The sequence below is a fragment of the Methylocystis sp. SC2 genome (assembly GCF_000304315.1).
Taxonomy (GTDB): Bacteria; Pseudomonadota; Alphaproteobacteria; order Rhizobiales; family Beijerinckiaceae; genus Methylocystis.
Genome location: NC_018485.1, coordinates 3,353,828 through 3,376,596, shown reverse-complemented (window position 1 = coordinate 3,376,596; position 22,769 = coordinate 3,353,828). Strand labels below are relative to the sequence as shown.

Below are 22,769 nucleotides of genomic sequence, written 5' to 3'. Positions count from 1 at the left end.
CACTTATGGCGCGCAAAGCTCAACCGCCTCGCACCGCTTCCTCCCGCAAGCCGGCGCCGGTCGCCGCGCCCGCGCCCGCCATCGACGCGGATCTGCTGCGCACGATCGCGGAACTCGTCGCAAACAGCAATTTGACCGAATTTGAGGTGGAGAAGGGCGATTTGCGTATCCGCGCGGCGCGCGCGCCTGCCGGAGCGATCGCGAGCGTCGGCGCCGCGCCGTCGGTCCAGCCCCCGCCGCCGCCGACGGCGAAGCCGGCCGCGTCCCCTGCTCCGGTCACGGAGCCCCCCGAATACCTGGACGCGGTGAAGTCGCCCATGGTCGGCACGGCTTATCTTCGGCCGAACCCCGACGCAAAGCCCTTCGTCGAGATCGGCGCGCGCGTTTCGCTCGGCGACAAGCTCTTGCTGATCGAAGCGATGAAAACCTTCAACGACATCGTCGCCACCAAATCCGGCGTTGTGACGGCCATACTGGTCGAGGACGGCCAGCCAGTGGAATACGGCGAACCTCTCCTCGTAATCGAGTAGGCGGCGGCAAGAGATGTTCGACAAAATCCTTATCGCCAACCGCGGCGAAATCGCGCTGCGCATCCTGCGCGCGGCCAAGGAATTAGGCGTCGCGACAGTCGCCGTGCATTCGACCGCCGACGCCGACGCCATGCATGTCAAGCTCGCCGACGAGTCCGTCTGCATCGGGCCGGCGCCCGCCCGCGATTCCTATCTCAATATTCCCGCCCTGCTCTCCGCCTGCGAAATCACCGGCGCGGACGCGGTGCATCCGGGCTACGGTTTCCTTTCGGAGAATGCGCGCTTCGCCGAGATTCTCGAAGAGCATAACATCACCTTTATCGGACCGAAATCCGAGCACATCCGCCTGATGGGCGACAAGATCGAAGCCAAGGCCACGGCAAAAAAGCTCGGCATTCCCTGCGTGCCAGGCTCCGACGGGCCGATCCTGAGCGAAAAGGAAGGGCTGAAGATCGCCGAGCGGATCGGCTTTCCGGTTCTGGTGAAGGCGGCGTCCGGCGGCGGCGGCCGCGGCATGAAGGTCGCGCGCGACGCGCATGATCTTCCCATCGCGATCGCCACCGCGCGCACCGAAGCAAAGGCCGCGTTCGGCGACGATACGGTCTATATCGAGAAATTTCTCGAAAAGCCGCGTCATATCGAATTTCAGATTTTCGGCGACGGAAAGGGCCAGGCGGTTCACCTCGGCGAGCGCGACTGTTCGCTCCAGCGCCGACACCAGAAGATCTGGGAGGAAAGCCCCTCGCCCGCGCTCAACGACGCCCAGCGCATGGAGATCGGCGAGATCTGCTCGCGCGCGATGCGGGACATGCAATACGCCGGCGCCGGCACGATCGAGTTTCTCTACGAGAACGGCGAATTCTATTTCATCGAGATGAATACGCGCATTCAGGTCGAGCATCCGGTGACGGAGGCGATCACCGGCGTCGATCTCGTCTGCGAACAGATCCGGGTCGCCGCGGGCTCGCCGCTGTCCCTGCGACAGGAAGACATGTGGTTCTACGGCCACGCCATCGAATGCCGCGTAAACGCCGAGCACCCCGCGAGCTTCAGGCCCTCGCCCGGGCGCATCGCTTATTACCACCCGCCCGGCGGCGTCGGGGTTCGCGTCGATTCAGCGGTCTATCAGGGCTATACGATCCCCTCCAACTACGACTCGCTCATCGGAAAGCTGATCGTTCACGGGCGCAACCGAACGGAAGCGCTGATGCGGCTGCGGCGCGCGCTGGACGAATTCATCGTCGACGGCATCGATACGACGCTTCCGCTGTTTCGCACGCTGGTGCGCAACGCCGACGTTCAAAACGGCATTTACGACATTCATTGGTTGGAGCATTTTTTAGCGACGGGCGGCATCGAACCTGATTTTTAGAAGCGAGGGACAGGAAGAAGATGAACCGATCCTTGGTCATCGTCGCAGCGGTTCTGGCGGCGGCTGCGCCGCTCGCCTCCGCCCACGCAAAAGCCGCCGTGCGCGGTCCCTTCGTCTTCACATGTTCGGACGATCCCAACGCCGCTCTGACGGTCACTTTCCTTGGCGCGAACGCCAATCGCGCCAAACTTGTCTTTAAAGGCGAGACCGTGATCGCCAAACAGGCGATGGCCGCGAGCGGCGCGCGCTACGTCGCCAAGGATATCGAATTCTGGAACAAGGGCGACGACGCCATGGTCGAGTGGCGCGGCGCGAAGCTCGACTGCACGACGCGCAATTAATTCAACTTTCTTTCAAGAAACTCGCCGCCCGAGGGTGGCGCGGCGTTCTCGCGCCGCTATCCTTGAAGAGATGTCGCGCCTCAACGCCCCCTATGCGATCACCCCGCATCTTCTGCTCCGCGCCTATTCCATCGGGCTTTTCCCGATGGCCGAGAGCGCCGACGACGATCAGCTCTATTGGGTCGATCCCGAGCGGCGCGCGATCTTTCCCCTCGACGACTTCGTCGTGTCGCGCTCCCTGGCCAAGACCGTGAGGTCCGATCGTTTCGAGGTCGTCGTCGATCGCGATTTTGACGCGGTGATCGACGCTTGCGCCGCTCCGGCGTTTCGACGTGAGCGGACCTGGATCAACGCCGAAATCCATCGGCTTTATCGCGAGTTGTTCGATATTGGCTTCGCCCATACGGTCGAATGCCGCATTGACGGGCGCCTCGTCGGCGGGCTCTACGGCGTCGCTCTCGGAAGCGCCTTTTTCGGCGAGAGCATGTTCCATCTGGAGCGCGACGCCTCAAAGGTCGCGCTTGTCCACCTGATCGGACGGCTACGGGCGGGCGGCTTCCAGCTGCTCGACACGCAATTCATTACGCCGCATCTCGCCTCGCTCGGCGCAATCGAGGTTTCGCGCGAGGAATATCATCGCACGCTCGAACGGGCGCTCCCTGAAAAGGCCAACTTCTACGTCTGGCCCAAAAACGCGCCCGTGAGGGGCGTTCAGGCGCTGGCCGCGCTTGCCGATTAGCGCAGGCGCCGAAAAAGTTGACAGACTTTTCCGATGAGAACCTGCTCCAACGTTTTGATTTTGAGCGATTCCTTACCGGTCACATGATTCCATGCGATCGGGAGGCGCTTTAGAAGGGGAAAAGCGGATTGTTCGCTGGCGGCGGCGCCGCAGCGGGACCGGGCTGTTCGGCGCGCCGCCGCTTCTTCTTGCGCCCGCCCGTGGGCGAGGCGGCAGGATCTTCCGCTGGCGCAGGACCCACGTCGGGCTCGACGGGCGCCGGGGCCGCCTGATCGGCGGGACCGATGGGCTGATTTTCCATCGGCGGCGGCGCCGTCGGCTCGACTCTGCGCGAGCGGCGCTTCTTGCCGCTGGCGCCTTCGGGGGCGGCGGTCGCCTCGGCCTCGGCGGCGGGCGGAGCCGCCGGCGCGGCCGCTTCGGCGGGCGGCGCAACCGTTTCCTTGCCGCCTTTGCAGTCGACCAGCCAGACGTCATAGACCGGATGCTCGACCCCGTGGAGACCGGGACTTGCAGCGAACATCCAGCCCGAGAAGATGCGCTTCGCCTCCTGTTTGGCCTCGACCTTCACGGATTCGGGCTTGGGGTCGCCCCGATGTTCCGGCTTGAGGATGAGTTCGTCCACTTCGACGAAGCTCGTCGTCTGCGGCGTTTCGGTCTGCGGTCGCGTATTGCACACGCGCGGCGTCACCTGAAGGGCGCCGAACTGCACGGTTTCGTCGATCGCGACGTCGAAATTGATGATTCGGCCAGTGGTCTTGTCGAGGCCGGCGAAGATCGCGGTCGGATGCCGGATCGGCTCGGCGGACGCGGCGACGGCAAAAAAAGCCCACGCGCCGACCGCCGCTGGCGTCAGGGATAAGGGCAACTTCATCCGATCACCGCAGGATTCTCCGCCAGCCTCGAAAACAAGCCGGGGACGAAAGCAGGCAAGAAAGGCCTTTCCAAGGAAGAGCGCCGCTCAGCCTTCAGGCCGCCAGGGGGCGTAGTCGCCGCCGGCGGGCGGCCGCTCGCCCAGCGCGAGCTGAGAGCCCGGCGGCCGATAGGCCTGCGGCGTTCCGGTCAAATTGGCCTGGTGCGGAAGCTCCCAGGAACGCGGCCGATAGGTCTCGTCGGTCGGCGGCGTATCCACCGTGTGATGCAGCCAGCCGTACCAGCCGGGCGGCGTCGCCGAGCCTTCGCAATAGCCCTTGTAGATCACCCAGCGCCGTTCAAACCCCAGCGCCGCATCGATCTTGCCGCCGCGCCGACGGTAATAGACGTTGCCGAATTCGTCTTCGCCGACGCGCTCGCCGTACAGCAGCGTCCACAGGCCGGTGCTGAGCGTGGCGCGGTTCCACCAGGTGAAGAAGCGAACGATATAGGACATGTAGCTGCGTCCTCGAATGTCGTGGCCCCTTATTGCGTCTGATGGCGCCAATGTCCAGCCTTGCCGGAGAGACGGCCCCATCCAAGTCGAGCGCCCGGGTCAGACCGGACGCAAGCTTCTCAGCCCCAGACGTCACTTCCTTGCGCTTGGATTTTTTCGCGCCGGCGCCGGCCTGTGGTTGGCTCTCAGCTCTGCGAGCAGGTCCGAACGGTCGTCCGACATTCGCCGCACCAGAGCCGTGGGGGCGTCGGTCTTCTCATGCTTCGTCGCCCAAAGCGCCATTTCGAAGAGGAGAGGGGCTAGATCCAATCCCTTTTCAGTCAGCCGGTAGTCCGCCTTGCGCGCATCGGAGGGGTGCGCGGTCTTCGTGATGATGCCGCTTGCCTCCAATCGCCGCAGCCGATCCGACAGGACATTGGTCGCGATACGTTCCTTGGCCGCGAGGTAGTCCTTGAACTCGTGCCGCTTCTTGAACAGCAGGTCGCGGATGATGAGCAGCGACCATCGGTCGCCGAAGATTTCGAGGCAGACGTTCAGCGGGCAGTCGGAGCGTCGGAGCGCGGGATCTTTCTTGGACACCCGCGGAGGTTATGAAATTTACTTGCAAATAACAAGCGATCTCGATTTATTTGTAAATTGCAAGTGATCTCCGCCGAGCGGGCGAGCATGACGCTCATCCCAAACGCGCGTCGCTGGCTGTGAACGCTTCGCTTGCGCATCTCACGAGGGAGAAGATTGATGGCCGAATTCCAAGAAGAAGGGCGCCGACCGAGCGGCAACGAATATCTAGCTGTCTTCGCCATCATTATGGCGGGCGCGGTTGCGATCGCGGCGCTGTCCACTCGGCCGGTCATTCCCGCTGACCCCGTGGATATCGTGTCGCCCATGATTGCAATGTTCGCCTTAACCGCCGCGGTTTGGTTGCTGATGGTGATGTCCCGGAACGGCGCCGTGCTGCTCGGCGGCGCTTCGTTAAAATATTTCCGCGACTACAAGACCGAGCCGCCGAGCGAATGGATTGAGCGCCCGGCTCGGGCATTCAATAACCTCATGCAAGTTCCGACGCTTTTCTATGTCGTCATGCTGATGATGGTCGCGTTTCACCACATCGACGCGTTGCAGCTCTCACTCGCCTGGATGTATGTGGCGTCTCGAGCCGTTCACGCCGCCATCTACATCTTGCTTAATCACGTTCCCTTCCGTTTTGCGGTTTACGCCGTAAGCTGCATCACGCTCGCGATCATGTGGGCGCGGTTTGCTCTTAGTCTATAGAAGCCACCGCCGGACGACCGGTTGTTAGAGCGCCGTGCGGCGTGGCCTATGTTCGAGTCGCTGGAGCGTCGGGCTCCAGGCGCCGGAGGCTCTATGTCGCAGATTGTTACAACGACCTGCTGCGTCGTCGGCGGCGGCCCTGCCGGGCTCATGGCCGGATTTCTGCTCGCCCACGCCGGCGTCGATGTGATCGTTCTCGAAAAACATGCGGACTTTCTACGCGATTTTCGCGGCGACACGATTCACCCGTCGACGCTGCGGCTGATGGACGAACTTGGGCTGCTCGACGACTTCCTGCGCCTCCCGCACCACAAGGCCTATGAGCTTTCGGCCTGGATCGGCGATCGTCGATACAAGGTCGCCGATTTCTCCAGCCTACCCGGCAAATGCAATTTCATCGCCTTCATGCCGCAATGGGATTTTCTCGACTTCATCGCCGAACATGCGCGCGCGCTTCCGAATTTCCGCCTTCTGATGAACACCGCCGGCGAGGACCTGCTACTCGACGGCGAGCGCGTCTGCGGCGTTTTAGCGAAAGGGCCGGAAGGAGAGCTGAAGATCGAGGCCAGACTCGTCATCGCCGCGGATGGGCGCAGGTCGCTGATGCGCGAGGACGCGCAGCTCCCCGTCGAGGATTTCGGCGCGCCGATGGACGTGCTGTGGTTCAAGCTGCCGCGCAAGCAGAGCGATCCCGACGAAAGCTTCGGCCGCGTCGCGCCGGGGCGCATGCTGGCGATGATTGATCGCGGCTCCTATTGGCAGTGCGGCTGCGTCATCCCCAAGGGCGACGCCGAAAAACTGCGCGAGAAAGGCATCGAGACGTTTCGCGATTCGATCGCGCGGCTGACGCCCTTCCTTGCCGATCGCGTCGATACGCTCAAGGATTGGACCGACGTCAGCCTGCTCACCGTTCAGGTCAACCGCCTCAAGACATGGAGCCGCCCCGGATTGCTGTGCATCGGCGACGCCGCACACGCCATGTCGCCTGTCGGCGGCGTCGGGATCAATCTCGCGATTCAGGACGCGGTCGCCGCCGCCAATCTCCTTTCCACGAAGCTGCGCGACAATTCGCTGACCGACGCGGACGTGACCGCGGTGCAGAGGCGGCGGGAATTTCCGACCCGCGTGACGCAGGCCCTTCAGCTTGCGATCCAAAACCGCGTGGTGCGCAGCGTCCTCTCGGCAGAGAAGCCTTTTGACGCGCCGCTGGCGCTGCGACTCCTTAACGCCATACCATTGCTGCGCCGACTCCCGGCGCGGCTCATCGGACTCGGCGTACGGCCCGAGCACATCGAAACATAGCCGCCATCCAAATCTGGCTGTTCCGTGGGGCCTGTCATTCCCGGCAGGCCGAAGGCCTGACCCGGAATCCAGAGCCGCCGCAGGAACGCTGGTCCTGCCCTAGATTCCCGATCGCGCGCTTTGCGCGCGTCGGGAATGACAGCCTAACCGTTCAAACGCATGCTGTATGACTGCGAGATCATTCGGCGTCGCGTATAAAGGCGCCGAAGGCGCGCGGGCCGTCGCCGGTCTCCGCTTTCCCGAGAATTTTCAGCGTCTGCGCGTCGAGCGCCCAGAGTTCGTTCGAGAACCAATTGGCGACATAGACGCGCGCGCCGTCGCCGCTGACCGCCAGGCCTTCCGGATATTCGCCGACCTTTATCGTTTCGAGCGGCGCCAAGCTTTCCGCATCGAAAACGCTGACGCTGTCGCCGTGCTGATTGGCGACGAAGATGCGGCCCTTGGCGAGCGCCACCGTGTAAGGCCGGCTGCCGCATTTGAGCGTCGCGATGACTTTGCGGGAAGCGAGGTCGATGACGCTGACGTCGTCCGATTCGACATTGGCCGAATAGGCGCGCGCGCTGGAAGCGTCGATCGTCACGCCGAAAGGATGCTTGCCGACCGGTATGGTCGCGACGCGTGAAAACGTCGCCGCGTCAATGAGGGACAACGCATTGTCGTCGCGGTCGGCGACGATGATCGTCTTGCCGTCCGGCGCCACCGCGACGCCCGACGCCATTGCGCCGACGCCGACGCTGCGTTGCGCGCCGCCTGCGAGAACGATCTCGATGAGGCGCCGGCCGTAGAGATCGGCGACATAGACGCGCTTGCCGTCGGGGCTCGCGGCGACGCCCAGCGGCCCGCCTTCGACCGGAATGCGCTTCTCGATCGTGCGGCTCGCCGCGTCGATGACGGTGAGAAACTTGCCTTCGGGGCTAGTGATAAAGGCGCGCGCGCCGTCGCGCGAAACAGCTATGCCAGCCGGCTTTCCGCCAATCGGCAGAGTCGCGACGGTCTGCATTTTGACAAGATCGACGATCGAGAGGGCGTCGGCGCCTTGCGCGGTGACGAAGGCCTCGTCGGCGAGGGCCGGCGCGGCGAGGAGAAGGAGAGCGGCGAATAAGGCGCGCGCCCATCCCCCTCTCCCCGTTTACGGGGAGAGGGTTAGGGTGAGGGGCCGGGGCATCTGTCCTATTCATCCGATCATGCGCCATAGGTTCGGAAAATCACCAAGCCCCTCACCCTGGCCCTCTCCCCGCTATTGGCGGGGAGAGGGAACGCTCCCCTCCACCTTCACCTTCAACGCCGCAAGAAAAGCACGCTGCATCGCCGTGACCGCCGCAATCGCGACATCGTCGTTCAATTCCGGCGGCGGGTCGTTGTTGGGATGACCGCGGTAGAAGCGCGCCTTCCATTCGACCTGCGTCTTGCCGCCCTCGGCGGGCAGCAGCGTAATCAGCGCGGTGTAATTGGTCGCCGGCAGCCGCTTCACATCGTCGCCTTCGCGATGAACGCCAAGCAGCATCCGCTCGGCGTCGCGCTTCGTCAGCAATTCCTCGATGACGCCGCCGTCGGCCATGATCAGCCTGCGCCGCGCCTCATCGGGAACATCGGCGCCGGAAGTTTCGACGCGGGCGACGCCCGGCAGCCAGTCGGCGTGAGCAAAATCGCTGACGACCGTCCAGACTTTGCCCGGCGGCGCATCGACGATCGTCGTCTCGACGACTTTCAGCGGCGAAGCGCCATGCGCCGCAAATGCAGCGCCCGGCGCAAAAACAAGAGCCGCCACGGCGCCGAGCAGTTGCCGGCGCGTGACGGCGATCGTGACCGACGCTTGGCGCATGGCGCGGCGCTTACTTGCTCTCCGCCTTGGCCTTCAACGCGGCGAGACCGGATTTATAAATATCGCTCACCGCCTTCACCCCCGCCTCGTCGGAAAGTTCCGGCGGCGGATCATTGTTCATGAAGCCGCGGTAGAACGCGCCCTTCCATTCGACGACGCTCTTGCCGCCCTCTTCCTTCACGCTGATCGTCGAAGCGTAGTTGTTGACCGGCAGCACTTTCACGTCGACGGCGTCGATCTTGTAGCTCAGCGACTTGCCGTCGGCGTCGTATTTGGTCAGCGTCTCGTCGATTGCCCCGCCGTTCTTGAGGGTCAGCTTGCGCTTGGCGTCGACGGCGTTGCCGCCCGTCCCTTCGGTTTTTGCAATGGCGGGATGCCAGTTCCAGTCCTGGAAATTGCCGACGATTTCCCAGACCTTCGCGGCCGGGGCGTCGATTTCGATCTTTTCGACGACCTTCTGACGCGACGGGCCGTGCGCGAAGGCCGGCCCGGCGAGCAGCCCGGCGGATAGAAGCGACAGGGCCGCAACGACACATGCGCGGCGCGCAAGCACAATCGTCATTAGGATCTCCCAGAAAGCCTGAACTGGCCGCCAGCGCGGGCGGGCAGCCGCACATAAGGGCGCCTAAAGCGGCGGCGTCAAGAGTAGCGAAGAACTCGACCGCGGAGGACGTCGTCGGGTCGACTATGGCCGCAAAGGTCGTTCGCGCCACTTGCGCCCGAACGACAGACCATCCATATACCATCCCAGTAGATGGTTAGAGGATGGCGATGGCGGACCTACACAAATTACGAGAAAGGCCGCCAGAGGCCGAGAAAATCACGATCAATGTCGGCTACGTCGATCTCGGCCATATCGATCTCTTGGTGCGCGAAGGCTTCTACTCCAACCGCACCGACTTCATCCGCACGGCGATCCGCAACCAGCTCGGCGCGCATTCGGACGCGGTGAAACAGTCCATCATGCGCAACACGCTGGAGCTCGGCTTGCGGCACTACAGCCGCGAAGACCTCGAGGCCGTGAAGTCGGCCGGCCGCAGATTGCGCATCCATGTCCTGGGACTGGCGTCCATCGCGCAAGACGTCACGCCGGAGCTTGCGCGCGAGACCATCGAGTCGATCACCGTGCTCGGCGCGCTGCAAGCGAGCAAGTCCGTCAAGTCGGCGCTCCAGGACCGCATCAGTTGACCTTCCCCACTCTGCCGCGAGGCGTAAACAAAATGAAAAACTTCCTAACGGGCGCCTTCAGCCGGGCGACGCGACTGACGCGCGAGCAAAATCTCGCGGAAGCGACGCGGGTGCTGATGGGCGCGCTGACGAACGGCGCCGCGGCGAAGGCGCCAACGCCGCCGCCGGCGGCGCACGCCGAGCCGCATCCCCCGACGTTTCGTCTGCGCCGCCCGCTCGGCGAGACCGTGGAGTTGCTGCGTCACGCCGGTCTTCCCGGCCTCGATCCGAACGGCGGGCCGCTCGTCGGGCTTCGGAAGACCCCGCAAATCGACGTTCCGCCGGGCGCCGCCTATGTCTCGCGCAGCTATGTCGGCGCGGCCGGCGCGCGCGATTACAAGGTCTATGCGCCTCAAAACGTCGGAGACGGCGAACGGCCTTTGATCGTGATGCTTCACGGCTGCACGCAGAACCCCGACGACTTCGCCATCGGCTCGCGAATGAATGCGCTGGCCGAAGAACATGGATTCCTTGTCGCCTATCCGGCGCAGTCGACGACGGCCAATCAGATGGGCTGCTGGAACTGGTTCAACCCGGCGGATCAGACCCGCGAGAGGGGCGAACCCAGCCTCATCGCCGGCATGACCCGCGCCGTTATGGCGGAGTGGCGCGTCGATGCGACGCGCGTCTATGTGGCGGGTCTGTCGGCCGGCGGCGCCATGGCCGCGACAATGGCCGCGACCTATCCGGAGCTCTACGCCGCGGTGGGCGTGCATTCCGGCCTCGCGCATGGCTCGGCGAGCGACGTCGCCTCCGCCTTCGCGGCGATGAGCGGCAAATTCGAACGCGGCGCCGCGCGCAGGTCCCTGTCTGACGGCGTGCGGACGATCGTTTTCCACGGCGACGCCGACCAGAAGGTGCATCCGACCAACGGCGAAACGATCATCGCAGGGGCTCGGCTCGATCTTGCCGATGCGCTGGCGCGCGAAACGCGCGAGACCGGATCGGCGGGCGGCCGCAAATACAGCCGCACCGTCATCGCCGACACGCGCGGCGTGCCGCTGCTGGAACATTGGGCCGTCGAGGGGCTCGGCCACGCCTGGTCAGGCGGCGATCCCGACGGCTCCTTCGCCGATCGCCACGGCCCCGAGGCCTCGCGCGAGATGGTGCGGTTTTTCCTGGCGGACGCCGCGAAGGCGCGGTAGCGGGGACGCTGTCATGCGCCTGTCTTACAGGCGCGCCATCTGCGCGCCATGGCCCATCTGCGCGCGCTCGCCTTCGTCTTCACGCTGACGGGCGCTTTCATCTTCCTTGTTCCGCTCCAGGCGCTGGCGCGCCGGCGCGGCTGGCCGATTCAGCATGCGATCCAGACGCGCTTCTGCCGCGCGGTTTGCGCCGTCATCGGCATAGAGGTCGAGGCGCGCGGCGCCCTGCCCTCGCGCGCGCCGCGCTTCGTCGTCTCGAACCATGTGTCCTGGACCGACATCATCGCGCTCGCGAGCGTCTATCCGCTGGTCTTTCTGGCGAAGCGCGAAGTCGCAAGCTGGCCCGTGCTCGGACTGCTGGCGCGGCTGCAGGGCACGATCTTCGTCGAGCGCGGCGCGAGGCAGGACGTCGCGCGCGTCAATGACGCGCTCGCCGACGCGCTGCGCGCGGGCGGCGATCTCGTCATCTTTCCCGAAGGCACGTCAAGCGACGGCGCCGCGGTTTTGCCGTTTCGTTCAGCGCATTTCGCGCCGCTGGAGGCGATGGCGGCGCGCGGCGACGCGTCGACGCTCGCGCCGGTCGCGATCTGGTACTCCAACGGCGCGCGCAGGATCGATGTCGGCTGGTACGGCGACATGACCTTCCTGCCGCATCTGTGGCGCCTGATGAAGCGCGGCCGCACGCAGTGTCACATCATGTTCGGGGAAGCGATCGAAACGTGCGACAAGGACCGCAAGACGCTCGCGGCGGAGACGCATGCGCGGGTGCAGGAGTTGCTGGCGTCGCATGGGCGCAGCCGGCAATCATCACAGTCCTCGCGCTTCGAGACGGTCGCCGCGCAACCTCCTCAGCATGAGGACTGCTTGTAGCGGCATCAGCGAATTCCAGCGCGCAACCCAAGGCGCCTCATCCTGAGGCGCGCGCGCAGCGCGCATCTCGAAGGACGAGGGGCCGCTTTCATTGGCGCGCCGTCATGCCCGGGGGCCCTTGGCGCGTCGGGAGTGACGGAAACGCTAAGCCGCGCGGCGCTGCGGCGCGGCGCCGAAAAACTCAAGATAGCGCGCGTCGATTTCGGCGACCGGCATGACGACGAAGACATCCGTCGTGTTGAATTTGCGGTCGACGACGGCGCCGTCGCCGAAGCGCGCGCCGAGCCGCAGATAGCCTTTGATCAGCGGCGAAAGCGCGTCGCGCGCCTTGCGCGCATCGAAAGCGTCGCGCGCCAGCATCCGCATCGGCGTGTGCAGCTCGTCTCGCGCGCTGACGCGCCACGCGTCTTCCACCGGCGCGTAATGCGCGAGATAGCTCAACGCCTGCGCATGGGCGAGCGGATTGGCGCCGTGCAGGCTGGCGCAGCCGAACATGACGTCGATGTTATGCGCCCGCACATAGGCGAGAAGCCCGCGCCACAGGAGTTCAATCGTGCGCTTGCCGCGATAGGGCGCGAGCACGCAGGAGCGCCCCAATTCCAGCGCGCGCTTGCCGGCGTGGCGGGCGAGAAGCGGCGCGACGTCATATTCGGTTTCGGAATAAAAGCCGCCGGCCTTCTTCGCCATGTCGTCGCGCATCAGCCGATAGGCGCCGACGATCTTCGGCCTGATCTTGCCGCGCTTGGTCTGCGCCGCGTGATCGATGACGATGAGATGATCGCAGAATTTGTCGAAACGGTCGGCGTCGCGGCGGGTGAAGGCCGTGCGCGCGTCGGGAATGGCGCCGCCTTCTTTGTAGAAGACGTCGTAACGCAGGCGCTGCGCCTTGCGCACTTCCCGCTTGCCGCGCGCGAGCCGCACTTCCAGCGGGCCGAGACGGCCGAGCGTTTCACTGAGCGTTTTCTTGGCCGCTTTCGGCTTGTTTGAATCCGCTTGCGGAAAATTGACGAGGGCGAAGATCGTCTGACCGAAATCCGCGTTAACCGTCCACATGTGCGACTCGCTCCGCTGCGATCTCCCCGCTTGAAGATCACGGGGAGGCGAAGTTTTTGTGACGCGAGAATTGCTCATGCGCCGCTTAAGTTGCGATTCGCGCGCCAACTCGCGAACTTCCACGGGGCGGCGGATCGATCCGCCTCAGGGGACCGAATGCTCAAATCTCATCTGATCGTCAAGGCGGCGATTTTCGCCTCTGTTCTCGCGACAGTCGCGGCGCGGGCGGAGCCGCTCCCCTCGCTCGGATGTTACGCGCGCGCCTATGACAAGGCGCATCTTTCCGCCCACAAGAGGCAGATCGTCGACAAGGCGCGGCTGTCGATCGAAACGCGAAAAGACACGCCGCCTTATCCGTATTTGGCGACGCTGCAATTTTCGACGAAGGGGCGCGGCGGGGCGACCTTCTCCACCTTCGGCGCCTGCAAGGCGGACCACGGCGCCCTCTTATGCAACGCGTCGCTTTCCGCCGAGGAAACCGACCTCTGCAAGACCAGGAACGACGGCGTGCGGCATTGCCGGATCGGCTATGACAAATCCGGCGTGTTCCGGATCGCCGCCCAGCCCGAGGGCGTGCTCGTGACGGTCGTCGAGCGGCTGGAGATGCCGGGGCCCGATGCGGGCGGTCGCGCCAGCTATCTCTATCTCAGCCCGAATAATGCCGAGAACCGCGCCTTTCTGGTTCCGCCGGCGGCCGCGAAAGCCTGCGAATAGCGGGGACAGTCAACCTGGAAGGACGAGGAGCCAGCTTCCGTATATGCGTATGAGCAGAGCAGGTTCTGCAGGTGAGGACTGCTGGCTCACGCGTGAACTCAAGCGCAATGCGCACCAAACCAAACGCAATGTCCACCAATGCCCTCACCCTGAGGAGCTGCGATAGCAGGCGTCTCGAAGGGCGAGGGCTGATGCGCGCTGATGCAGCTGCAAAAGTCCCGCTTGCCGAATCTGCGCAGATGCCGGACGCTCCTCTCCTGCCCGGCTGGAATTTTCCCCCTTATCCACGAACTTATCCACATGTTGTCGCTTTTTTAATTTTCATCACTATATCTTGACGTCGTCGCGAGACTCACGCAGTCTGGAGGCAACACGCAATGGCGGTGCGGCGAACGATCTCAACGGCGTTCGGCGAGTTTCGGCGACAGCCGGACGTGAGCGTCGCTTTGCGTGGGCGTGATCCTCGTTTTCGGCGTGCTTTCAATCGCGGCGTATCCATCCGCGAGCGCGGGGCGCGCGTCTTTCGAGTTCAGAACTGGCAAGAAATTGCGTCGCGGGCCGGCGAACGGCTGCGTGCGGGCGGACGCCCGCGCTTTGAGGGAATGAGACGATGAAAATTGAGCGGCGCTACACCAAGGCTGGTGAATCTCCCTACGCCAACATCCCGTTCCGCACGACAAAGAGCGAGATCCGCAACCCCGACGGCTCCATCGTCTTCGCCCTCGACAATATCGACGTCCCCAACCAGTGGAGCCAGGTCGCCGCCGACGTTCTGGCGCAGAAATATTTCCGCAAGGCGGGCGTGCCAGCGCGGCTGAAGCGCGTCGAGGAGAACGCCGTTCCCTCCTTCCTGTGGCGCTTGGTCGCCGATGCGGAAGCGCTGGCCGAACTGCCCAAGGATCAGCGCTACGTTTCCGAAATCTCGGCCAAGCAGGTCTTCGACCGTCTCGCCGGCGCCTGGGCCTATTGGGGCTGGAAGGGCGGCTATTTCGACGCCGAGGAAGACGCCCAGGCGTTCAGCGACGAGCTTCGCTACATGCTCGCCATGCAGATGGCGGCGCCCAATTCCCCGCAATGGTTCAACACCGGCCTGCACTGGGCCTATGGCGTCGACGGGCCGAGCCAGGGCCATTTCTATGTCGACTACGCCAACGGCAAGATGGTGAAGTCGAAATCGGCCTATGAGCATCCGCAGCCGCACGCCTGCTTCATCCAGTCGATCGCCGACGATCTCGTCAATGATGGCGGCATCATGGATCTCTGGGTGCGCGAGGCGCGGCTGTTCAAATATGGCTCCGGCACTGGCACCAATTTCTCGAAGCTGCGCGGCGAGAAGGAGAAGCTTTCGGGCGGCGGCTCCTCCTCCGGCCTGATGTCCTTCCTCAAGATCGGCGATCGCGCGGCGGGCGCGATCAAATCCGGCGGCACGACGCGGCGCGCCGCGAAAATGGTCGTCGTCGACATCGATCACCCGGACGTCGAAGCCTTCATCGACTGGAAGGTGAAGGAGGAGGAGAAGGTCGCCTCGCTCGTCACCGGCTCGAAGATCGTCAAGAAGCATCTTAAGGCGATCATGCGCGCCTGCGTGAATTGCGAAGGCCCCGGCGACGATTGCTTCAATCCCGAGATCAATCCGGCGCTCAAACGCGAGATCAAGCTCGCGCGCAAAAACGACGTGCCGGACAATTACATCAAGCGCGTCATCCAATTCGCCAAGCAAGGCTATAAGGACATCCACTTCGACACCTATGACACCGACTGGGACAGCGAAGCCTATCTGACCGTCTCGGGCCAGAACTCCAACAATTCCGTGCGGGTTACGGATGAGTTCCTGCGGGCGGTCGAGAAGGACGGCGACTGGACTCTCGTCAAGCGCCTCGACGGCAAGGTCTCGAAGACGCTGAAAGCCCGCGATCTGTGGGAGAAGATCGGCTACGCCGCCTGGGCCTCCGCCGATCCCGGCATCCAGTTCCACACGACGATCAACGACTGGCACACCTGCCCGGCCGGCGGCCCCATCCGCGCGTCCAATCCGTGTTCGGAATATATGTTCCTCGACGACACGGCCTGTAATCTCGCTTCGCTGAACCTGCTGCAGTTCCGCGATCCCGAGACGAAGCGCATCGACGTCGACTCTTACGAACACGCCGTGCGGCTGTGGACCGTCGTGCTCGAAATCTCGGTGCTGATGGCGCAGTTTCCCTCAAAAGAGATCGCGCAGCTGTCCTACGACTACCGCACGCTGGGCCTCGGCTTCGCCAATGTCGGCGGCCTGTTGATGTCGTCGGGCGTCGCCTATGACAGTGAGGCGGGCCGCGCCATCGCCGGCGCGCTGTCGGCGATCATGACGGGCGTGTGCTATGCGACCTCCGCCGAAATGGCCAAGGAGCGCAGCCCCTTCGCGCGCTTCATGGAGAATCGCGAAGCGATGCTGCGGGTCATCCGCAATCATCGCCGCGCCGCGCATGGCGAACGCGTCGGCTATGAGCAGCTTGCGATCACGCCGGTGCCGCTCGACGTCGCCGCCTGCCCCGATCAGCTCCTGGTCGAGCGCGCCGGCGCCGCCTGGGACAGAGCGCTCGCGCAGGGTGAACTCTATGGCTATCGCAATGCGCAGGTCACCGTCGTCGCGCCGACCGGCACCATCGGCCTGGTGATGGATTGCGACACGACCGGGATCGAGCCCGATTTCGCGCTCGTCAAATTCAAGAAGCTCGCCGGCGGCGGCTATCTCAAGATCGTCAACCGCGCCGTGCCGGAAGGTCTGCGCTCGCTCGGCTATCGCGAGAGCGAGATCGCCGAGATCGAGGCCTATGCCGTCGGCCACGCCTCGCTCTCCAACGCGCCGGCGATCAACACCGCGAGCCTGCGCGCGCGCGGCTTCACCGACGAAAAGATCGCCGCCGTTGAGGCGGCGCTGCCGTCCGCCTTCGACATCAAATTCGTCTTCAACAAATGGACGCTTGGGCAGGACTTTCTCACCGGCGTGTTGAAAGTTCCGGCGGCCGCGCTCGAGGACAAGAACTTCGACCTTCTGTCGCATCTCGGCTTCGCCAAATCCGAGATCGAAGCGGCGAACATTCACGTCTGCGGCGCGATGACCCTGGAAGGCGCGCCGCATTTGAAGCGCGAGCATTATCCGGTGTTCGACTGCGCCAATCCCTGCGGGCGCACCGGCAAACGCTATCTTCTGGTCGACTCGCATATCCGCATGATGGCGGCGGCGCAGCCCTTCATCTCCGGCGCGATCAGCAAGACCATCAATATGCCGAATGACGCGACGATCGAGGATTGCGAACAGGCCTATCTGCTGTCGTGGCGCCTCGGGCTGAAGGCCAATGCGCTCTATCGCGACGGCTCCAAGCTCTCGCAGCCGCTCTCCGCGCAGCTCATCGCCGGCGACGACGACATCGACGCGATGGACGCCGTCGAGGAAATCGTGACCGCCAATATGCCGGCGCGCGCCGCGGCCGTCGCCGAACGCATCGTCGAGCGCGTCGTGCATCAGGTGATCCGCGAGCGCGAGAAACTGCCGGATCGCCGCAAGGGCTATACGCAGAAGGCGGCGGTCGGCGGCCACAAGGTGTATCTGCGCACCGGCGAATATGAAGACGGGCGCCTCGGCGAAATCTTCATCGACATGCATAAGGAGGGCGCGGCCTTCCGAAGCCTGATGAATAATTTCGCCATCGCGATTTCGCTCGGACTGCAATATGGCGTGCCGCTCGAAGAATATGTCGACGCCTTCACCTTCACCCGCTTCGAGCCCGCGGGTCCGGTGCAGGGCAATGACGCGATCAAGAACGCGACGTCGATCCTCGACTATGTGTTCCGCGAGCTCGCCGTCTCCTATCTCGGCCGCAACGATCTCGCCCATGTCTCGCCCGAAGACATCGGCCATGACGTGCTCGGCAAGGGCCAGCATGAGGGCAAGGCGCCGGAGACGAATTCCGTCGTCTCGCGCGGTCTGTTGCGCTCCAAGACCGACAGGCTGATGGTGGTGCAAGGCGGCGAAGCTTTTGGCGCCGCTCGAAACATCGGCGGCGCGGTCGCGCTACGCCAGACGCCGGACGCGACGCATGAAGCCGGCGAACCGGTCTCGACGCTCGGCTGGACCGAGCCGACGAAGACCGTCACCGGCGTCGCCGAAAAACGCGCCGAAGCGCGCATGAAAGGCTATGTCGGCGAAGCCTGTCCCGAATGCGCGAATTTTACGCTGGTGCGCAACGGCACGTGTCTGAAGTGCGAGACGTGTGGCGCGACGACGGGGTGTTCGTGAGATAGTATGGGCGAAGCGAGACGTAAACAATCTGCTACGCAAAAGCTGCTAGCCCAGCACCCATATTGCTGCTTCTGTGGTGGCGAAACACTCGCCACCACAAGGGAACATTATCCACCTAAAGCGTTGTTTAATCGGTCCCATAGACCAGACAAACTCGTTGTACCCGCTTGCCAACCGTGCAATAGTCTTTCTAGACATGCAGACTTGATTACCGCTATCGCTTCTCGCTGGAGCTTCTCGGAACTCGGAGAAGTTGAGGCGAAGGATCATAGGTGCCTCGCCAGCCGCCTAAAAATGCAGGCTCCGGAAATTGCTGCCGAATGGCTCAAAGCGAGCAGCGGTACAATGCAGAAACGTGCCCGACGGCACCTGCAACAAGAAGGCGTGCCTGTAGCCTATGAAAATGGATACGTGACGCTAGGGCCCAATACCATACCGCATCTTCATCTCTTCGCGCATAAGCTAATTGTTGCGATCCATTTCGACCAAACGAAACAGCTTCTCACACCGTCCGCCGCCATTTTTGCTCGATTCAAAACCAAGGAGGACATTGCCGCTCGCGGCCTTCCTGATGAGCTCAAAGCGCTGCTCGAAGAGCCTAAGGGTCTATGTCAAGGCACATTCGACACCAGTGATCAATTTCAGTATCGCACCGGGCAAAGTGCGGATGGAAACCTGTTCCAGCTTCTCGCGCGCTTGCGTCGTGGATTGATGATGTTCGGCTTTATCGTTGTGCGTCGAGAGTTGGCGCCCGAAATCGATTACAGGGATTGGCTCGGACCGGAACAACTAAAATCAATTCTCATCGACCCGCGCTTTAGTAAGCGATGCCCGAGCCAATAGCCCTTGCCGACTAACCTTAATTCGCAGTCCTCGTCCTTCGAGACGCGTGCTGCGCACGCTCCTCAGGATGAGAACTGCTTACTGGCTTCTCGAGGGTGAGATCGATACGCGCGGTCACACTCGGGACGTTCACGCTGGACGTTGCGCTACATAAGGCGCCTCATCCTGAGGAGCCTGCGCAGCAGGCGTCTCGAAGGACGAGGGGCCGACTCCAGTCTGCAAAAAAGTTCAACATTTGCGTCGGTCACGCGAAGCAGCAATTCTGAATCGCGCAGTCCTCGTCCTTCGAGACGCGCCCTGCGGGCGCTCCTCAGGATGAGGACTGCATATTGGCTCCTCAGTAGGAGGGCTGCTTGTTGGCGTTTCTCAAGAGGAGGATTGCCCGGGGCCGCCCTTCTTGTTTCTACGCGCCGCGAGCGCCGGCAAGGCGTCATAATCGCCTCTGATCAGCGCCTCTTTCTTCGCGCGGCTCCAGCCTTCGATGCGGCGCTCCATCGCGATGGCGTCGGTCAGCAGTTCAAAATGTTCGGACCAGACCAGCTTCACCGGTCGGCGCCGCGTCGTGTAATCGGCGTTGATCGCCAGATTGTGTTCGCTGACCCGCGTTTCGACCTCCTTGCGCGTCAGCCCGGCGTAATAGCTGCCATCGGCGCAGAGCAGGATGTAGACGCTTGCGCCTTCGGCCCGCATCGCCGTCCTCGTCCTTCGAGATGCGCCTTCGGCGGCTCCTTAAGGATGAGGACTGCTTTTTGGCGTGTCCAGTTCGCTCGGCGCGCCGCGCCGCCCAAGGCCCTCACGAGCAGCGCGCGACGCTCGCGGCTCATAGGCCGAGGGGCAAGCGTCGGCGCACAGGCCGCCAGCTTTTCCACCCCGCGATTTCCCTGCCCGACGCCTCTTGAAGACCCGCCGCGCCGCTCTGTTTAATCAAGAGCGCGGCCGCGCGCCAAATCGCCGCGCAGGAGCAAGAATCATGGACGAAAAGAGAGCCACCACCCCTGAAGAACGCCATGAGCTGCGCGAGGTCGTCGGCCTGTTCGACACCGTCGACACGCTGCAGTCGGCGATCGACGATCTCCTCACCGGCGGGTTCGACCGTTCGGAGATCAGCCTTCTCGCCGAAGAGGACAAAGTGCGCGAGAAGCTCGGCGATACGGACGTGAGCGCCGACTCGCTTGAAGACAGCCCCCGCGCGCCGCGCACGCCTTACATTGACAGTGAGTCGCTCAATATCGGCAAGGCCTCGATCGTCGGCGTGCTGTTCTACGTCGGCGCCTTCGTCGGCGCCGGACTCACCCTTGCCTGGGGCCTGTCGCTGACCAGCGCGATCGCGGTCGGACTGCTGACCGGCGGCGCAGCCGGGGTTTTGGGCCTGCTGGCTTCGAAGCTCGTCGGCGATCGCCAGACCAAATGGGCGCAGTCGCAGTTGAAGCATGGCGGACTGCTGCTTTGGGCCCGCGTCTGGAACGATGAGCGCGAACGCGCGGCGATGGAGATCATGCGGCGTCACGGCGGCCGCGACGTGCATGCGCATATGGGAGCATAAGCGCGGCCGTCGATTGTCAACAGCGCGCATCGCTTCTAACATCGCATGTAGGCCCGCGGCCGTTGGGCGACGGGCGGGTTCCTGCTTTGCGTGGCGCCATGCGTGTCTCCATGCGTGTCTTGGCGATTTTCATTGTTTTTTGCTTTTGGGTCGTTGCGGCGCGGTCGGCCTTCGCGGGCGCTTGGCTCTTGCCGCCCGGCGCCGGACAGGCGATCGTCACCACGACCTTCGCCGACGCGCGCAAAGCCTATGACGCCAAGGGGCGGCTGATCCAGACGCCCTCCTATCGCAAGTTCGAGACGCGCGGATATGTCGAGCACGGCCTCCTCGATTGGCTGACCATCGTCGCCGAAGGCGGCTATATGAATTTCCGCGGCGCCGCGGCGCCCTACGACCATCTCAACCTGCTCGTCGAGGAAGCCAAGGCCGGCCTGCCGCTGTCGCTCCAGGGACCGGCGGGCGCGCGCTATGAAGGCCTGGGGTTGGGCGCGCTCGGCGCGCGGACGCTGCTGTTCGCCTGGGGCGAGTGCATCGTCTCGCTGCAGGCGGGGGTGCGGGCGGCCTCGCCGGCCGCGCGGCGATTCCTCGATATGCGCGATCCCGTGCAGGCCGACCTGCGGCTGCTCGCCGGCCGGCCCTTCGAACTTTTCGGCTTTCCCGGCTTTATCGATGCGCAGCTGGGGTACCGGTCGCGCGGACAGAACGGCGACGAGATCCGCGCCGATCTCACCGCCGGACTACGCCCACTGCCCCCGATCCTGCTGCTCGCGCAAAGCTTCTCCGGCTTTGCGCCGCGAGGCGGCCCGGCGGGCGTCGTCGCCGAGCAGAAATTTCAGTTGAGCGCGGTCTATGACGTGACCGCGTCGCTTTCATTGCAGATCGGCGCGATCGCGGCGATCGGGGGCGTCAACTCGCCCGCCGAGCGCGGTCTGATCAGCGCTTTCTGGTGGCGATATTAGTCGGCGATCGGCTCGATTTTGACCTGGGCGACGCCAGCCGATCTGAATCCGAGGCTGTCAGCCGCCGCGACCGAGACATCGATCACCCGCCCGCGCGTGAAGGGCCCGCGATCGTTCACCGTGACGACGACCGAACGATTATTGCGCAAATTGGTCACCCGCACCTTCGATCCGAACGGCAACGTCCGATGCGCGGCCGTAAGGGCGCCGACATGCGCGCCGCTCGCCGTACGCCCCCTATGCGCATAATAGGACGCCTTGCCGACCCACTCGGCCGCTTCCGCCGCGGCCGACGCTGCCAGGCTCGCGAGCCCAAGGGCCAGAACTCCCGACATACGCTTTTTCACACCATTCTCCTTGCCAGGGCCGCAAGCGACGACGCAGAATTCTCGTCAATAGAAATCGCTCGTGACCAAACAATGGCGAGATCAAAAGCGTCACATCGCCCTTCGCTGAGCGCTTCAAGAATTATGAAACCGCGGTTTAACTGATATTGTTCCATTACTGCTTATTCTTATCTGCAGCAGACGTGACCAACCTGCGCAGACACGTCTTCTTGCGCCTGTGACATAAGCGCAACACTACAGAACTATTTTCAGCAGGAGATTTCTTTCCCCTGCTAAAGCGCCGATTGCAGAGCTTCTTGAACTGCGTGCGCCGCGCGCGATTTAATGACGTGGGCGGGGTTGGCGGCGAATTTTGAGCGCCAGGACCGCGCATGGATTTTCGCCCGCCAGCGCAAACGCGTTGAGACCATGATCAGGAGCTGAAAATGTCTCAATCGGTCAAAACGGCGGTCGCGACGGCCGCGCTGGTTATCGGGTTGCTGGCCCATACGGGCGTCGCCGAGGCGCAAAGGGGCGGTTTTGGCGGTTTCCGAGGCGGCGGCTTCGGCGGCGGTTTCGGCGGATTCAGGGGCGCCGGTTTCGGCGGGGGATTTGGCGGCTTGAGGGGCGGCGGTTTCGGCGGCGGTTTCCGTGGCGCGGTTCTGCCTGGGGGCTTTCGAGGCGGCTGGGGCGGCGGCTGGCGTGGACCCGGCTGGGGCGGGGGCTGGCGCGGACCCGGCTGGGGCGGCGGCTGGCGCGGCGGCGGCTGGGGCAGGCCTGTGATCGGCGGTTGGGGCGGCGGATGGGGCTGGCGACGCCCGTGGGCGCGCTCCTATTGGCCGTGGTATGGCGCGGGCCTGATCGGAGCCGGATACGGCTTGGGGTGGGGTTCGTACTATTCCAACATCGGCTACGACGGCTGCTACCAGCTTCGCACCGTATGGACCAATTGGGGCTGGCGGCCCCAGTGGGTGAACGTCTGCTCCGGCTGGGGCGGCGGTTGGGGCGGCTGGGGAGGCGGTTGGGGCTGGTAAGCCCATCGCTTCGGGTCAGCGCTTTGAGA

23 protein-coding genes and 1 pseudogene are annotated in these 22,769 nt (G+C 63.9%); 15 read left to right on the top strand and 9 right to left on the bottom strand.

Features of this window, described 5'->3' with window-relative positions; translation table 11 throughout:
- The first annotated feature begins 5 nt into the window (after positions 1 to 5).
- The 4 genes from accB (at position 6) to aat (ending at position 2,982) form a co-directional block, all read left to right on the top strand.
- A complete protein-coding gene (gene accB, locus BN69_RS16325) occupies positions 6 to 530 on the top strand; it encodes an acetyl-CoA carboxylase biotin carboxyl carrier protein (RefSeq protein ID WP_014892752.1) in 525 nt (174 codons plus the stop codon).
- 13 nt (positions 531 to 543) lie between these two features.
- Positions 544 to 1,902 carry an acetyl-CoA carboxylase biotin carboxylase subunit gene (accC, locus tag BN69_RS16320; RefSeq protein ID WP_014892751.1) on the top strand — a complete coding sequence of 453 codons (1,359 nt, stop codon included), beginning with the start codon at positions 544 to 546 and terminating at the stop codon, positions 1,900 to 1,902.
- A gap of 20 nt (positions 1,903 to 1,922) precedes the next feature.
- A complete protein-coding gene (locus tag BN69_RS16315) occupies positions 1,923 to 2,243 on the top strand; it encodes an MliC family protein (protein ID WP_014892750.1) in 321 nt (106 codons plus the stop codon).
- 70 nt (positions 2,244 to 2,313) lie between these two features.
- Positions 2,314 to 2,982 carry a leucyl/phenylalanyl-tRNA--protein transferase gene (gene aat, locus BN69_RS16310; protein WP_014892749.1) on the top strand — a complete coding sequence of 223 codons (669 nt, stop codon included), beginning with the start codon at positions 2,314 to 2,316 and terminating at the stop codon, positions 2,980 to 2,982.
- Between the two features lie 109 nt (positions 2,983 to 3,091).
- On the opposite strand, the gene BN69_RS16305 is transcribed toward aat, so the two are convergent.
- The 3 genes from BN69_RS16305 to BN69_RS16295 form a co-directional block, all read right to left on the bottom strand.
- The gene (locus BN69_RS16305) at positions 3,092 to 3,853 is read right to left on the bottom strand and encodes a DUF2155 domain-containing protein (protein ID WP_014892748.1); all 762 of its coding nucleotides are present in this window, start codon (positions 3,851 to 3,853) and stop codon (positions 3,092 to 3,094) included.
- Between the two features lie 87 nt (positions 3,854 to 3,940).
- Positions 3,941 to 4,348, bottom strand: a complete 408-nt coding sequence (locus BN69_RS16300) for an NADH:ubiquinone oxidoreductase subunit NDUFA12 (RefSeq protein ID WP_014892747.1) — start codon at positions 4,346 to 4,348, stop codon at positions 3,941 to 3,943.
- Positions 4,349 to 4,480: 132 nt separating this feature from the next.
- On the bottom strand, positions 4,481 to 4,927 hold the full coding sequence (locus tag BN69_RS16295; protein ID WP_014892746.1) for a winged helix-turn-helix transcriptional regulator: 447 nt from the start codon (positions 4,925 to 4,927) through the stop codon (positions 4,481 to 4,483).
- Between the two features lie 159 nt (positions 4,928 to 5,086).
- On the opposite strand from BN69_RS16295, the gene BN69_RS18580 reads away from it, so the two are divergent.
- Both BN69_RS18580 and BN69_RS16285 read left to right on the top strand, forming a co-directional pair.
- Positions 5,087 to 5,620, top strand: coding sequence for an MAPEG family protein (locus BN69_RS18580; protein ID WP_014892745.1), 534 nt, complete (start codon positions 5,087 to 5,089; stop codon positions 5,618 to 5,620).
- Positions 5,621 to 5,713: 93 nt separating this feature from the next.
- Positions 5,714 to 6,922 (top strand): FAD-dependent oxidoreductase, encoded by a 1,209-nt coding sequence (locus tag BN69_RS16285; RefSeq protein ID WP_041927017.1) that lies wholly within the window; start codon positions 5,714 to 5,716, stop codon positions 6,920 to 6,922.
- Positions 6,923 to 7,100: 178 nt separating this feature from the next.
- Here BN69_RS16285 and BN69_RS16280 read toward each other — a convergent pair.
- From BN69_RS16280 to BN69_RS16270, 3 genes and pseudogenes are all read right to left on the bottom strand, one after another.
- Positions 7,101 to 8,027, bottom strand: a pseudogene (locus BN69_RS16280) (YVTN family beta-propeller repeat protein); the annotation flags it as partial.
- A 132-nt stretch (positions 8,028 to 8,159) separates the two neighbouring features.
- A complete protein-coding gene (locus BN69_RS16275) occupies positions 8,160 to 8,744 on the bottom strand; it encodes an SRPBCC family protein (protein ID WP_014892742.1) in 585 nt (194 codons plus the stop codon).
- 10 nt (positions 8,745 to 8,754) lie between these two features.
- Positions 8,755 to 9,306: an SRPBCC family protein gene (locus BN69_RS16270; RefSeq protein WP_014892741.1), complete on the bottom strand. Its 552-nt coding sequence runs from the start codon at positions 9,304 to 9,306 to the stop codon at positions 8,755 to 8,757.
- Positions 9,307 to 9,515: 209 nt separating this feature from the next.
- On the opposite strand from BN69_RS16270, the gene BN69_RS16265 reads away from it, so the two are divergent.
- Genes BN69_RS16265 through BN69_RS16255 form a run of 3 tightly spaced genes read left to right on the top strand, consistent with a single transcriptional unit; the run spans position 9,516 to position 11,986 of the window.
- Positions 9,516 to 9,932: a hypothetical protein gene (locus BN69_RS16265; protein ID WP_014892740.1), complete on the top strand. Its 417-nt coding sequence runs from the start codon at positions 9,516 to 9,518 to the stop codon at positions 9,930 to 9,932.
- Positions 9,933 to 9,964: 32 nt separating this feature from the next.
- Positions 9,965 to 11,116: an extracellular catalytic domain type 1 short-chain-length polyhydroxyalkanoate depolymerase gene (locus BN69_RS16260; RefSeq protein WP_014892739.1), complete on the top strand. Its 1,152-nt coding sequence runs from the start codon at positions 9,965 to 9,967 to the stop codon at positions 11,114 to 11,116.
- Between the two features lie 48 nt (positions 11,117 to 11,164).
- Positions 11,165 to 11,986, top strand: coding sequence for a lysophospholipid acyltransferase family protein (locus BN69_RS16255; RefSeq protein WP_014892738.1), 822 nt, complete (start codon positions 11,165 to 11,167; stop codon positions 11,984 to 11,986).
- A gap of 144 nt (positions 11,987 to 12,130) precedes the next feature.
- Here the strand turns inward: BN69_RS16255 and olsB are convergent, their stop codons facing one another.
- On the bottom strand, positions 12,131 to 13,039 hold the full coding sequence (gene olsB, locus BN69_RS16250; protein ID WP_014892737.1) for a l-ornithine N(alpha)-acyltransferase: 909 nt from the start codon (positions 13,037 to 13,039) through the stop codon (positions 12,131 to 12,133).
- A 156-nt stretch (positions 13,040 to 13,195) separates the two neighbouring features.
- On the opposite strand from olsB, the gene BN69_RS16245 reads away from it, so the two are divergent.
- The 3 genes from BN69_RS16245 to BN69_RS16235 all read left to right on the top strand — a co-directional run bounded on the left by BN69_RS16245 (position 13,196) and on the right by BN69_RS16235 (position 18,878).
- Positions 13,196 to 13,753 (top strand): hypothetical protein, encoded by a 558-nt coding sequence (locus BN69_RS16245; protein ID WP_014892736.1) that lies wholly within the window; start codon positions 13,196 to 13,198, stop codon positions 13,751 to 13,753.
- A gap of 610 nt (positions 13,754 to 14,363) precedes the next feature.
- On the top strand, positions 14,364 to 18,032 hold the full coding sequence (locus BN69_RS16240) for a vitamin B12-dependent ribonucleotide reductase (protein WP_014892734.1): 3,669 nt from the start codon (positions 14,364 to 14,366) through the stop codon (positions 18,030 to 18,032).
- A gap of 207 nt (positions 18,033 to 18,239) precedes the next feature.
- Positions 18,240 to 18,878, top strand: a complete 639-nt coding sequence (locus BN69_RS16235) for a hypothetical protein (RefSeq protein WP_148277152.1) — start codon at positions 18,240 to 18,242, stop codon at positions 18,876 to 18,878.
- Between the two features lie 366 nt (positions 18,879 to 19,244).
- On the opposite strand, the gene BN69_RS16230 is transcribed toward BN69_RS16235, so the two are convergent.
- Positions 19,245 to 19,568, bottom strand: a complete 324-nt coding sequence (locus BN69_RS16230) for a GIY-YIG nuclease family protein (RefSeq protein ID WP_014892732.1) — start codon at positions 19,566 to 19,568, stop codon at positions 19,245 to 19,247.
- A gap of 280 nt (positions 19,569 to 19,848) precedes the next feature.
- Here BN69_RS16230 and BN69_RS16225 point away from each other — a divergent pair, with 280 nt between their 5' ends.
- Positions 19,849 to 20,421, top strand: a complete 573-nt coding sequence (locus tag BN69_RS16225) for an ABC transporter permease (protein ID WP_014892731.1) — start codon at positions 19,849 to 19,851, stop codon at positions 20,419 to 20,421.
- A 110-nt stretch (positions 20,422 to 20,531) separates the two neighbouring features.
- Positions 20,532 to 21,380: a hypothetical protein gene (locus BN69_RS16220; protein WP_014892730.1), complete on the top strand. Its 849-nt coding sequence runs from the start codon at positions 20,532 to 20,534 to the stop codon at positions 21,378 to 21,380.
- On the opposite strand, the gene BN69_RS16215 is transcribed toward BN69_RS16220, so the two are convergent.
- Entirely contained in the window at positions 21,377 to 21,727 is a 351-nt protein-coding gene (locus BN69_RS16215; protein WP_014892729.1) for a septal ring lytic transglycosylase RlpA family protein, read from the bottom strand. The two genes, BN69_RS16220 and BN69_RS16215, sit on opposite strands and share 4 nt — an antisense overlap.
- Before the next feature lie 425 nt (positions 21,728 to 22,152).
- Between BN69_RS16215 and BN69_RS16210 the strand changes: the two genes are divergently transcribed.
- Complete coding sequence (locus BN69_RS16210) at positions 22,153 to 22,740, top strand: hypothetical protein (protein WP_014892728.1); 588 nt, start codon at positions 22,153 to 22,155, stop codon at positions 22,738 to 22,740.
- The last annotated feature ends 29 nt before the right edge of the window (positions 22,741 to 22,769 follow it).